At 58.4% G+C, this 12,705-nt stretch carries 12 protein-coding genes; 8 read left to right on the plus strand and 4 right to left on the minus strand.

Features of this window, described 5'->3' with window-relative positions; all coding sequences use genetic code 11:
• Positions 1-17 precede the first annotated feature (17 nt).
• Complete coding sequence (locus J2X72_RS04815; RefSeq protein WP_310068982.1) at positions 18-401, plus strand: type II toxin-antitoxin system VapC family toxin; 384 nt, start codon at positions 18-20, stop codon at positions 399-401.
• A 46-nt stretch (positions 402-447) separates the two neighbouring features.
• Here J2X72_RS04815 and J2X72_RS04820 read toward each other — a convergent pair whose 3' ends face one another.
• Positions 448-1,065 (minus strand): L,D-transpeptidase, encoded by a 618-nt coding sequence (locus tag J2X72_RS04820; RefSeq protein ID WP_209998354.1) that lies wholly within the window; start codon positions 1,063-1,065, stop codon positions 448-450.
• 175 nt (positions 1,066-1,240) lie between these two features.
• Here J2X72_RS04820 and J2X72_RS04825 point away from each other — a divergent pair, with 175 nt between their 5' ends.
• A complete protein-coding gene (locus tag J2X72_RS04825) occupies positions 1,241-1,735 on the plus strand; it encodes an MmcB family DNA repair protein (protein WP_209998353.1) in 495 nt (164 codons plus the stop codon).
• 49 nt (positions 1,736-1,784) lie between these two features.
• Here the strand turns inward: J2X72_RS04825 and J2X72_RS04830 are convergent, their stop codons facing one another.
• The 3 genes from J2X72_RS04830 to hrpB form a co-directional block, all read right to left on the minus strand.
• On the minus strand, positions 1,785-2,348 hold the full coding sequence (locus tag J2X72_RS04830; protein WP_209998351.1) for an ActR/PrrA/RegA family redox response regulator transcription factor: 564 nt from the start codon (positions 2,346-2,348) through the stop codon (positions 1,785-1,787).
• Positions 2,349-2,419: 71 nt separating this feature from the next.
• Positions 2,420-3,718, minus strand: a complete 1,299-nt coding sequence (locus J2X72_RS04835; protein ID WP_209998348.1) for an ActS/PrrB/RegB family redox-sensitive histidine kinase — start codon at positions 3,716-3,718, stop codon at positions 2,420-2,422.
• A gap of 91 nt (positions 3,719-3,809) precedes the next feature.
• The gene (gene hrpB / locus J2X72_RS04840; RefSeq protein ID WP_310068985.1) at positions 3,810-6,254 is read right to left on the minus strand and encodes an ATP-dependent helicase HrpB; all 2,445 of its coding nucleotides are present in this window, start codon (positions 6,252-6,254) and stop codon (positions 3,810-3,812) included.
• A 134-nt stretch (positions 6,255-6,388) separates the two neighbouring features.
• On the opposite strand from hrpB, the gene J2X72_RS04845 reads away from it, so the two are divergent.
• The 6 genes from J2X72_RS04845 (at position 6,389) to fghA (ending at position 12,672) form a co-directional block, all read left to right on the plus strand.
• The gene (locus J2X72_RS04845) at positions 6,389-8,995 is read left to right on the plus strand and encodes a S10 family serine carboxypeptidase-like protein (protein WP_310068987.1); all 2,607 of its coding nucleotides are present in this window, start codon (positions 6,389-6,391) and stop codon (positions 8,993-8,995) included.
• 9 nt (positions 8,996-9,004) lie between these two features.
• Positions 9,005-9,433 (plus strand): hypothetical protein, encoded by a 429-nt coding sequence (locus J2X72_RS04850; RefSeq protein ID WP_310068989.1) that lies wholly within the window; start codon positions 9,005-9,007, stop codon positions 9,431-9,433.
• A 153-nt stretch (positions 9,434-9,586) separates the two neighbouring features.
• On the plus strand, positions 9,587-10,699 hold the full coding sequence (locus tag J2X72_RS04855) for an S-(hydroxymethyl)glutathione dehydrogenase/class III alcohol dehydrogenase (RefSeq protein WP_310068992.1): 1,113 nt from the start codon (positions 9,587-9,589) through the stop codon (positions 10,697-10,699).
• Entirely contained in the window at positions 10,699-11,169 is a 471-nt protein-coding gene (locus tag J2X72_RS04860; RefSeq protein ID WP_310068995.1) for a GNAT family N-acetyltransferase, read from the plus strand. The genes J2X72_RS04855 and J2X72_RS04860 overlap by 1 nt, the downstream gene beginning before the upstream one ends.
• 6 nt (positions 11,170-11,175) lie before the next feature.
• Positions 11,176-11,826, plus strand: coding sequence for a DUF1345 domain-containing protein (locus J2X72_RS04865; protein ID WP_209998338.1), 651 nt, complete (start codon positions 11,176-11,178; stop codon positions 11,824-11,826).
• A 12-nt stretch (positions 11,827-11,838) separates the two neighbouring features.
• Positions 11,839-12,672: an S-formylglutathione hydrolase gene (gene fghA, locus J2X72_RS04870; protein ID WP_310068998.1), complete on the plus strand. Its 834-nt coding sequence runs from the start codon at positions 11,839-11,841 to the stop codon at positions 12,670-12,672.
• The last annotated feature ends 33 nt before the right edge of the window (positions 12,673-12,705 follow it).

Genomic DNA, 12,705 nt, shown 5'->3' on the forward strand with positions numbered 1-12,705 from the left:
AGAATTTCGATGGCGCCATGATGTTCCTCCTTGACAAAGCGGATCCAAGAGTCATGGGCTGGGCATCGACGGTTCCATTTCGTCAGTTTTTCCTGTCTTCAGTTACGCTGCTGGAAATACGACAAGGCGCGCTAAGGGTAGAGCGCCGCGACAAAGCGCAGGGCGCGGTTCTGAGCTCTTGGCTCTATGGCTGGGTTCTGCCTAAGTTCGAGGAAAGAATTCTTCCGTTAAACGTTGCGGCTGTGCTGCGTTGCGCGGAATTGCATGTGCCAAATCCGAGGTCTGAACGAGACGCCATGATCGCCGCGACAGCTCTTGTCCACGGCATGACCGTGGTAACCCGCAATGTGGCGGATTTCGCCACAACCGGTGTACCGGTATTCAATCCCTGGAACGAATGAAGGCCGCTCGAGAGCGGCCTTTTAGACGGGTTGCTGAGCCAGCAAATTATCTGACGATGACCTTGGCGCCGACTTCCGCGCGATTGTAAAGGTCCATGATGTCCTGGTTCATCAGGCGAATGCAGCCGGAAGACATGGCCTTGCCGATCGACCACCATTCCGGTGTGCCGTGCAGGCGGTAGCCGGTGTCGCCACCCTTGTTGAACAGGTAAAGCGCGCGGGCGCCGAGCGGGTTGGTGATGCCCGGGTCCATGCCGTCGCGGAATTCCGCAAGCTTGGGCTGGCGCTGGATCATCTCGCGCGGCGGCGTCCATGTCGGCCATTCGCGTTTCATCGCGACGCGCGCGGTACCATGCCATTCGAAACCCTGCTTGCCCACGCCGATGCCGTAGCGCATCGCCTTGCCGCCGCCCAGCACGTAATAGAGATATTTCGTACCCGTATCGACGATGATCGTCCCCGGCGCTTCGCTGCCATCATAGTTGACTTCCTGGCGCAGATACTGCGGCGGGATCTTGGAGCGGGGAACGGCGGGTATCACGTAGCCGGCATCGACAACGGAATTATAGGAGGCGGTGGAATAGCTGAAACCGATCGTAGAACAGCCGGTCAAGGCAGTTGTAGCCATCAGCCCAACTGCGAGGACGATAGTCTTGAGTTGCATGGTCACCCCAATGTTAAAGCGAATCTATGTGCGTTTTCTTGTGTTGCCTCTCTAGCGCCATTATTGTTAATGGCTGATTAACCGTAAAGCGAAGTTTTTCGTTAACCTGTCAATCCTCAACCGGGCGGTGTAGTTTTTTTGCCATGGTTGCAAATTTGCCGATAATCTGCGGATCATGCCTCTAGTCAGCCTGGGTCAGACAAGCCCGCTCATCGATGGGCGGCAATCGGAAAACGCCATGCTGGTACGCCGCGGTGTGCAGCGACTTTTTCTCGAACTCGGGCTTGCGGTGATGCCGGAATTGCCTCTGGCGTCCGGCCGTCGCGCCGACCTTGTTGCCTTGACGCGCAGCGGAGAAATCTGGATCGTCGAGATCAAATCCTCGATCGAGGACTGGAGGGTGGATCGCAAATGGCCGATCTACCGCGAACATTGCGACCGGTTGTTCTTTGCTACGCATCCGGGTGTTCCAGCGGACATTTTTCCCTCGGATTGCGGATTCATTCTTTCGGACGGTTATGGCGCCGAGATCATCCGCGATGCGCCCGAGCACAAGCTCGCAAGCGCAACCCGCAAGGCGATGACGCTGCGGTTTGCCCGCGTCAGTGCAGCGCGCATGACCTTGGCCGAGCTGTCGGGGATCGATTTGCCTGAAACGGATGTGGAGTAGGGTCCATGCCTAGCCCTGCCCCTTAGGGGGAGGGCAAGAGGCGGCACTTTTAACGCGGAGCGCGTTTGGCCAGAATACGCTGCAACGTACGGCGGTGCATGTTGAGGCGGCGGGCCGTTTCGGAGACATTGCGGTCGCACATCTCATAGACGCGCTGGATATGTTCCCAGCGAACCCGGTCGGCCGACATCGGATTCTCTGGCGGAGCGACCTTTTCGCCGGAACGCCGCGTCAATGCCGCAAAGACCTCATCGGCATCGGCTGGCTTCGACAGGTAATCGATGGCGCCGAGTTTGACCGCATTGACCGCGGTCGCGATGTTGCCGTAGCCGGTAAGGATCACGGCACGCGTGTCTTCGCGCCGGGCGCGGATAGCCTCGATAATGTCGAGGCCGTTGCCATCGCCGAGCCGCATGTCGACCACCGCATAGGCCGGGGCGTGGGTCCTGACGCTGGCAAGTCCGGCTTCGACCGAATCGGCAATGGCGACGGTGAAGCCTCGCGTTTCCATGGCGCGCGCAAGACGCTGCAAGAACGGCTTGTCATCATCGACAAGAAGAAGTGTCGGATCGCCGCCTATGGCTGCAATATCGTCCTGATCCGTGTTTTCCATCAGGGTTTCCTGCTCTTTTTTTCATATTATTCGTTGTTAATGGTTCGCAATGAAGAAAAAGTCAAAGATTATCAATCGGCAGCGAGTTGATTGCGCGGCCAGCTCACGATGACCTCCGCACCCTGGCCCGGATCGTTGCGATTGCGGAAGGTAATCGTCGCGCCCGAACGCTCCAAAAGCGTCTTGGCGATGAACAGGCCCAGCCCGAGCCCGCCGCCATGTTCATTGATTTCGCGGTCGCGGCCGGTGGTGTAGGGCTCGCCGATCCGGTCGAGAATCTCGGCGGCAAAACCCTGGCCATCGTCGCTGACGATGATCTCGACGGTCCTGTCGGTCCAGCCCCAGCTCACCTCGATTGTCGCCCTGGCAAAATCGATCGCGTTCTCGACCAGATTGCCCAGCCCATAGATGATGCCCGGATTACGCCGGATGACCGGTTCGACACCGTCGCCCCTCAGCTTCTTCACCACGATATTGATACCGAAATTGCGGTTGGGCTCGATGACTTCCTCGATGAGCGATGAGATCTTCAAGCGCGACATGTGTTCTTCGCTGGTCGAGGACAGGCTGGTCAGCCGCTTCAGAATCTCGCGGCAGCGGTCGGTCTGTGAACGCAAAAGCTCGATATCTTCCGCAAAACGGTCGTCCTGTTTCAGGCTCCGCTCCATTTCCTTGGCGACGAGGGCAATCGTCGCAAGCGGTGTTCCGAGCTCATGCGCTGCGGCAGCAGCAAGGCCGTCCAGCGCGGAGAGATGTTGCTCGCGCTGCAGGATCAACTCCGTCGCAGTCAGCGCATCGGCGAGGAGGCGCGCCTCTTCGGCGACACGGTAGGCATAGACGGCGGTAAAGGCGAGGGCGGAGACCACCGAACACCAGACGCCGGCAATGAGCACGAAGGGAAGTTGCATGCTCTCGCCCTCGTACCAGGGCAGAGGCAGGTAGACATTGGCAAGGACCGTCGCGCAGATGGTGACGAGAAGGCCGAGCGCTATGGTCGCATAGGCCGGAAGCGAGGTGGCGGAAATGATCACGGGGACGATCATCAGCACCGCGAAGGGGTTCTGCAGTCCGCCGGTCATATAAAGAAGACCCGCCACCTGGAGGATATCGAAGGCGAGGACTGTAACCGCCGCGCGCGGCTCGAGCCGGTGGTTGATCGGATAGCGGAATGACATCAGGAGGTTCAACCACGCCGAACAGGCGATCATCGCGAAACAGATGCTGACCGGGAAGGGGAACTTAAGGTAGAGCGCCACGAAAAGCACCGCAATGCTCTGGCCGGCAACGGCAAGCCAGCGGAGACGAATGAGCGTGGTCAGCCGCAAACGACGCGACAGATAAGATGAGCGTATGCCGAAATCCTGAACCATGCGGGAGCTTTAGAACAAATGGCGTGCAAAGGGAATTGTGCAGTCTTCAGGCGTTATCGCCCCCGCAAGGGGAGAGATGAGGCTGCGGCTCTCACGTTCCCCTCGGTTTTGCCCGGGCAGTGGGCGATGCATTTGCGGGATCCTCCGGCCAGACGTGACGCGGATAGCGGCCCCGCATATCGCTGCGCACATCGGCCCAGGAACCTTTCCAGAAACCGGGAAGATCGCGTGTAATCTGGATCGGGCGATGTGCAGGTGACAGGAGTTCAAGCAGGAGAGGAATGGTACCACCGGCTATCGAAGGATGAACACCAAGTCCGAATAATTCCTGCACGCGCACGCTCAGCACCGGTTCCCCCTCATCGTAACGGATCGGGATGTTCGAGCCGGTCGGCACTTCGAAATGGGTCGGTGCGAGCGTGTCGATCTTGCGTTGGAGATCATAGGGAACAGCGGAGCGCAGCCCCTCGATCAGCACATGCGCGGGGATCTGGCCCAAATTTGCCGAACCCTTGAGGAACGGCAACAGCCAGTCATCCAGCGACGCGATGAGGCCATCGTCATCCATCGCGGGCCAGGGCGAACCGAGCCCCTGATGCAGCCAGGCAAGCCGGCGGCGCAGGATCGTCGCTTCCTTCGACCATGACAGAATCTCGAGACCATGCGTACGGAGGGCGGCGATGACGCCAAGGTCAGCCTCTTCGCCTATGGGCGCTGGCAGCGTCTTTTCGGACAATGCGATGGCGCCGATCCGGGTGGCATCGCGTGCACGCAGGGCATTACGCGCGGGATCGTAGGTCACCTGCCGGCCGCTGACGATGCTACCGCCAAGCGCTTCGCGGATTTCGGCTTCGGTTATTTCCGCAGCGGCAAGGATGCGTGCACGCCCCGCTCGCCCGGCGAGATCGGCAACAACGAGCCATGGCGACTTCGCAAGCGAAGTGGCTGGATCGACCTCGCCGCCGCGCCCGTTGGCCAGGGTGAACTGGCCATTGCCGCGCGCCTTGGCGATCCGGTCGGGATAGGCGCCGACGAGCAGACGCCCGACACTGTCGGGTTCAGGTGCAACGCCGCCATTTCCCGCCAATCGCTTTGCCAACCCGCGCGCCCGCGTTGCACGATCGCCGCGTTCGCGCTGGAAGCGCGAGAGGCGAACGTCAAGATCAATATCATTGCCGCCGAGGCCCCGTTCCGTGAGCAGGACGGCAAGTTCCGCCGCCCTGTATGCCTGCCCCCGTTCGCGTGCAGTCAGCACCATATGGGCAAGGCGCGCAGGCAAAGCCAACCTCCGCATCGCGTCGCCCATGGGCGTGACGCGATTGCTCTCCAGCGCTCCGAGATTTTCCAGCAGCGCCTTGGCCTCCTTGATGGCAGGGACGGGGGGCGCGTCGAGAAAGGCAAGGCTCGCCGGATCGGCAACACCCCAGGCGGCACAATCGAGAACGAGGCCAGTCAAATCCGCTTCGAGGATTTCCGGTGGGGCGAAGGCTTCCAGCGCCGCCGTCTGTTCGGCTCGCCAGAGACGCAGTGCGATGCCGGGCTCCGTGCGCCCGGCGCGGCCGGCTCGCTGATCGACTGCCGCACGGGAAGCACGCACGGTTTCCAGGCGCGTCAATCCGGTGGCAGGTTCAAATTTCGGCAGTCGCGCCAAGCCGCTATCGATGACAACGCGTACGCCATCGATAGTGATCGAGGTCTCGGCGATGGACGTGGCAAGCACCACCTTGCGTTTGCCGGAAGGTGCCGGCCTGATTGCCGCGTCCTGATCGCGGCCCTCCAGCGCACCATAAAGCGGCACAATCATCACATCGGCGGCAACACGGCCCTGCAGCGCCTCAGTCGTGCGTTCGATCTCGCGCTGGCCGGGAAGGAAGGCTAGGATGCTGCCGGTCTCATCCAGAAGCGTCTCGCGGATTGCTTTTGCCATGGCATCCTCAATCCGCTCATCGGGATTGCGGGGACGGTAACGCATGTCAATCGGATAGGAGCGGCCTTTGCTTTCCAAGACAGGGGCATCGTTCAGGAGATGCGCCACGCGAGCGCCATCCAGGGTTGCCGACATGACCAGAAGCTTCAGGTCCGGGCGCAATGCGCCCTGCACGTCGAGCGCCAGTGCAAGACCGAAATCCGCATCGAGGCTACGCTCATGAAACTCATCGAAGAGCACTGCCGCGACATTTTTCAGGTCAGGGTCGTCGAGGATCATGCGGGCAAAGACACCCTCGGTGACGACGAGAATGCGGGTCTTGGCGGAAACCTTGCTTTCAAGCCGCATGCGGTAGCCGACGGTCATGCCTGGCTCTTCCCCCAAAAGGCTGGCCATGCGGCTGGCGGCGGCGCGGGCGGCGAGGCGGCGCGGTTCAAGCAGGATGATTGTGCGGTCCCCGCGCCATGGGTGGCCGAGGAGATGCAACGGGACGAGCGTCGTCTTGCCCGCGCCGGGCGGTGCGACAAGCACCGCAGCATTGCCTTTTTCCAACGCGGCATCGAGTGCGCCGAAGATCTCCGTAACGGGAAGGGCAGGAAGCGCGTTCAAGGGTTCATCCACTCGGTGGCAATCGCGGCGTTTTGACAGGGTTTGGGGTCTCAAGTCCATCAATTTTTGAGGGCCGAGGGCGAGCATCCGGCTCATCGAAACGGGAAAATGCGCAAGATTGAACTTTAGGCGAATTGACGATCTTTGGCCGAACTGGGAGCCTCAAACCTTTTAAGAGAGGCTTTTCAAGTATGAATTTTCGAAAACTGGCGCTTGCGTCTTTGCTGTTTATTGCCGCCTGCGATGGCTCCAACTCACCGGAAAATAAATCGGTCACCGAAACCAAAACAACGGATGGAACATTCGCCGAACTGAACAATGCAAAACTCGAGCTTACGAAGACCACCGCGGAGTTGGGGGCGAAACAGACCGAACTCTCCGAGGCAGAAAAGCGGTTGGCGGCGATCAAGACAGAAACCGGAAGTCTTGGGGCCGAGAGAAAAACTGTGTCGGACGCGCTTGTTGCCGACAGAGAAGAGTTGAAAACACTGGGCAAGCAGATCGAGACAGCCAAGACCGAGCTTGACAAGCTGAAGGCCGATGACAGCGCTACAAGCGAGCAGATAGAGCTGGCCACAGACAAGCTGCAAGCACTTGAAGACAAGTTTCAAGCCAAAAATCTGGAAATAGCAGCAGCTGAAAAAAGACTGAGAGAGCTCGACACTTCTATTGCAGACGCCGAAGGGCGATTGAAGACGATCGAGGATGAGTCCGAAAAGCTTGTTGCTGCCAGAGAAGAGTTGAAAACACTGGGTAATCAGATCGAGGCGGCCAAGACTGAGCTTGACCAACTGAAGGCCGATGATAACGCGACAAGCGAGCAATTAAAGCAGGCCGAAGATAGGCTGAAAGCATTTGAAGAAAAATTTGCAGAAAAAAATCAGGAAATAGCAGCAGCTGAAAAAAGACTGGGAGAGCTCAACACTTCTATTGCAGACGCCGAAGGGCGATTGAATAAGATCGAGGCTGAGATAAATGCCCGGCAGGAGGCGGAAAAGCTGAGGCTTGCCGGAAAAATTCAAGCAGCAGTCGACATTTTACAGGCGGCGGGGCTGACGGACGAGGCGTTTGATCTCGCCGCGCCGCAAGATCATGCGGTGGATGATCCGAACGTTTATGATACGACCAAGGATGGCACGATCGATTTGGCCTCGGTGGACGAGACTCCCGCAACGAAACGGCACGAAATGGTGATTGGCGGTCAATCCATCAAATTTACGGCTGCCTCGGGCCATTTGATCGCCTATGCGCCGAAAGATGCCGATCATCCGGAAAAACCCAAGGAAGCCGAAGCGGCAATTTTTTATACCAGCTATACGCGCGACGAGCAGCCCCATGAAAAAAGACCGATAACGTTCTTTTTCAACGGCGGACCCGGCTCCGCTTCGATCTGGCTGCATATGGGAGCGCTCGGCCCTTGGCGCTTGCAAACCGGCTTGCCGGAAGTGCCCGAATCTTCGGAAAAAGAGGCTCCGAAGGATTTTCCATTGTTCGAAAACAGGGAAAGCCTGCTTGATCAGTCGGATCTCGTCTTCGTCGATCCGCCCGGAACGGGACATTCGGTGGCCATTACCACTTATGACAAATCCGACAACCCCAAGGCTGTGGTCGCCCACACGAACCGGGACTATTGGGGCGTGACGAAAGACGCGGAGCTTATGCAAGACTTCGTTATCCGCTATGTGAATTTGCATAACCGCCAAAGTTCGCCCAAATATTTGTTTGGTGAATCCTATGGCGCCGGCGTGCGGGTGCCGATCCTTTCCAAGCTGCTGCTCAATACCGCGGGCAGCCGCTATGATCCCGATCCGTCCGGCAAGCCGCCGATTTTTCTAAGCGGTTCGATATTGCTCTCGCCGGTTCTGGATATGAGCAAGAATTGCACGCAGCAGGTGGTAGAGTCGGAGAAATACAAATGTCGAGCGTGGTTGCCGACATTCTCACTGATCGCGGATTATCACAAAAAGGGCGCCATGCGAGGAAATCTGTCCGTCGCGGATTTCATCGAGAAGGCAAAAGCATATGCGGATCGTGAGCTTTTTCGGGCATTCGAAGCCTATAAGGCTGGGGAATGGCCGGCATTTATCCAGCCGCCTTCCTCATTTGCCACTGACATGAAAAATTTCACCGGCGTTGGAGATTGGGAAGGCGGGCCATATTTAAGTGTTGATGCTTTTAGAACGAATAATCTTCTCCCCGGTTATTTGCTCAACGTTTACGACGGGCGTATGAAAATAAAGAGCGGATCGTTTGCTAAGAACATCCCTTACAACTTTAACTACTATGAGCATACGGGTTTTCACAATGCCTTTGCCAAATTTCTCCCTGTCTATATCGGTTACAAGAATGGATCCTATTACACGCATTTGAATAATGATGGTGTCGACGGAGGCCAGTCGCCAAATGTTCTCTGGGACTGGAATCGAGGCAAGAAAGAAAGCAGGGCGGTAACGACAGCAGTGCCGGACATACAGGGGGCCCTGCGGGTAGACCCTTCATGGAAGGTGACGATCGTCCATGGTCTTTATGACATGGTGACGCCATTTTACCCCACCGAACTTGATCTGCGCACGGTGAATTTGACGAAGCGCATTCCGCTCACAACTTATGAAGGCGGGCATATGCTCTATTATGTGGAAGAATCCCGCATAAAACTGAAAAGCGATCTGGTGAAATTTTATTCCGCGCCGCCCTATTCCGGGCCGCCTTCGGCTGAGACGCAATCCGTAACCTTGAAGTAGGGAAGTTCGATGAAAAGCATTTATTTTCTAAGTGTTATGGCTGTGGGGGTCTGGCCCGGTCTGGCAGGGGCTGGCGCACTGCCCGAGAGGGCGATCGCATTGGACAGAAACTTGATTGTCAAAATTGCCGACGGTATGGCCTATCCGCCGCCGCCACCCCCTGGAACCGTGCGGCCCGCGTTCAACCAGGAAAACATACAGGCAGAGGTCGATCTGCAATTGCAGGAGAAATATGATGACGCGACCAGGGACGGCACGAAGCGGCTGACGGCCGAGCGCGCCAATGCCGTCGGCTGGGGTTTTGTAGCGGATAATCTGCCAGCGATCGACCGGAACAAGGACGGGGCTGCCAGCCTGGCGGAAATATCGGCGTTTCTTGACGGGCGCTCGGCTGTACCTTTGAAGCGCAAGGCCGCCAAGGTCCAGGTCGTCGAGTAGCTGGAACGAGCCGGGTCGAACGGCATCTTGACGTGATGGCGGCATTTCATCTCGAAATGCCGCCGGTCCGATTGACGATCCCCGGTGCGATCCTGATAGTGCAACGAGCAAATCACTATGTTGCATTATCGGGACGCATTAGGAGAGACTTTCATGAAATCGCGCGCTGCCGTTGCCTGGGAAGCCAGGAAGCCACTGACCATCGAAACCGTCGAGATCGGCGGACCGAGGCCCGGCGAGGTGCTCGTGGAAGTCATGGCGACCGGTGTCTGCCATACGGACGCCTACACGCTTTCCGGCCTCGATTCGGAAGGAAAGTTCCCGGCCATTCTTGGCCATGAGGGTGCAGGCATCGTGCGCGAGATCGGCGCGGGCGTCACCTCGCTGAAGGTCGGCGATCACGTCATCCCGCTCTATACGCCCGAATGCCGCCAGTGCAAAACGTGCCTGTCGCAGCGCTCGAACCTGTGCACCTCGATCCGTGCCACGCAGGGCCAGGGCGTCATGCCCGACGGCACCAGCCGCTTCTCCTGCGATGGCGGCGAAGTCTTCCATTATATGGGCTGTTCGACCTTCTCGAATTTCACGGTGCTGCCGGAGATCGCGCTGGCGAAAGTGCGTGAGGACGCGCCTTTCGACAAGATCTGCTATATCGGCTGCGGCGTCACCACCGGCATCGGGGCTGTCATTTATACGGGCAAGGTCTGGCCGGGCGCCAATGTGGTGGTGTTCGGCCTCGGCGGTATCGGGCTCAACGTCATTCAAGGCGCCCGCATGGTCGGCGCGGACAAGATCATCGGAGTCGATCTCAATCCGGGCAAAGTGGCAATGGCGAAGAAGTTCGGCATGACAGATTTCGTCAATCCGAACGAGGTTGGCAACGACAAGATCGTACAGGCGATTCAGGACCTGACCGATGGCGGAGCGGATTTCTCTTTCGATGCAACCGGCAACACCAATGTCATGCGCCAGGCGCTCGAATGCTGTCATCGCGGCTGGGGCACCAGTATCGTCATCGGTGTTGCGGAAGCCGGCAAGGAAATTTCGACGCGGCCATTCCAGCTCGTCACCGGACGCAACTGGCGCGGCACGGCCTTCGGCGGCGCGCGCGGGCGCACGGATGTGCCGAAAATCGTCGACTGGTACATGGAGGGCAAGATCGACATCGACTCTCTCATCACCCACACGATGCCGCTTGACGAGATCAACACCGCCTTCGACCTCATGCATGAGGGCAAGTCGATCCGCAGCGTCGTGACATTTTGATGGACGAGAACGTCAAGGTCGTCTTGAGCGGGCTGGACGAGCTTAGCCCGCGTGACCTTTATGACATGCTGAAATTGCGGGTGGATGTTTTCGTGGTCGAGCAGAAATGCCCCTATCCCGAGCTTGACGGCAAGGATCTGGATGCGCTCCACCTGCGTCTGCTTTCCGGGGGCAATCTGGTCGGGAGCGCACGAATCCGCAAACCCGCGAAGACCGATCCGGCTGCCCGGATAGGCCGGGTTGTCGTTGCGCCTGGGCACCGCGGCAAGAAGCTTGGCGACAGGCTCATGGTTGAGGCCATCGCACAATGCGAGCGGCTTTATGCGGAAAGCCCGATCAAACTTTCGGCGCAAAGCCAGTTGCTGCGGTTTTATGAATCCTTCGGTTTCGTGCCGGTCACCGAAGAATATCTCGAAGACGGGATTCCTCATGTCGACATGCAGCGCCCCGCGGCGCTGACCACGGAGTGACAAGCGATGTGGAAGCGGCATAATCCGTTCTATCTTGCAGCGGCTCTCGGGCTTGTCGCTCTCGCTCTGGCGCTGTTCTTCGCGCCCCGCAATGCCTATGTCGTCGCGGCCAACGTCTTCTTCGTCATCTATTTGGTTCTTTCCATCATCAAGGTCCGGAAATTGACGCCGGAGTACCTGCAGCGCAACGCGGCCAAATCCGATGAACCGGTGTGGATCATTTTTGCGGTGACCTTCGGCACGGTCGTCGTCGCCGTCAGCTCGCTGTTCGTGCTGATCAATTCCGGCGAGGATCCGCATCCGCTTGATCTCTCGCTGGCACTCGCCGCAGTGCCGCTGGGCTGGTTCACCGTGCACATGATGGCGGCCATCCACTATGCTCATCTCTACTGGCAGCCGGACGAGACGGCCGAGGGTGCAAAGCGGTCGCCGCGCAAACATGTCGGCGGGCTCGACTTCCCGGGCGACAATGAGCCCGGCGGTTATGATTTTCTCTATTTCTCATACGTCATCGGCATGACGGCCCAAACGTCGGATACGGCGATCACCAGTACAGATATGCGCAAGATTAATCTGCTACATGCCATCGTCTCATACGTCTTCAACACCGTGCTTGTCGCGGCCGCCGTCAACGTCATCGTTTCGCTGGGCCAGTAGTCAGGGGAGTTTATGGAAACGCTATCGATTGCCAAATGCTTTGAGGGTATCCAGGGCGTCTATCGCCACCGCAGCGACGCCTGTCAGTGCGACATGACCTTTGCGGTTTTCCTGCCGCCACGGGCAAAAGAGCATCCGGTGCCGTTGCTCTGGTATCTGTCAGGCCTGACCTGCACCCATCAGAACGTCATGGACAAGGGCGAATACCGCCGCGTTGCCGCCGAGCTTGGCATTGCAATAATCTGCCCGGATACCAGCCCGCGCGGCGAGAATGTCCCCGACGAAAAGGACAACTGGCAATTCGGCAGCGGCGCCGGTTTCTATCTCGACGCGACAGAGGCGCCCTGGTCGACGAATTATCGTATGGCGAGCTATATCGCCTATGAACTTCCTGAACTGGTAGCCGCGCAGTTTCCGGTCGACGTGACGCGCCAGAGCATTTTTGGCCACTCCATGGGCGGGCACGGCGCTATCACTCTCGCTCTAAAAAATCCGGAACGCTTCAGGTCGGTGTCCGCCTTTGCGCCTATTGCACGGCCGATGGTTGCAGGCTGGTCGCGTCCCGCCTTCGAGAAATATCTCGGCAGCGATGAAGCGGCGTGGCGCGCCTATGACAGCGTGGCGCTGATCGAGGACGGCTACCGCGTGCCCGAATTGCTGGTGGATCAGGGTAAGGCCGACGGCTTTCTTGATGACGGGCTTCGGCCCTGGCTGTTGGAAGAGGCCTGTGCCAAAGCCGGTATCCCGCTGACGCTCAACATGCGCGACGGTTACGACCATTCGTATTTCTTTATCTCGACCTTTATGGCCGATCATATCGCCTGGCACGCGGAAAGACTGTCTTAAAGGTTTGCGGCCATCTCAACCAATATGAGATGG

Source organism: Phyllobacterium sp. 1468 (assembly GCF_031455525.1).
Taxonomy (GTDB): Bacteria; Pseudomonadota; Alphaproteobacteria; order Rhizobiales; family Rhizobiaceae; genus Phyllobacterium.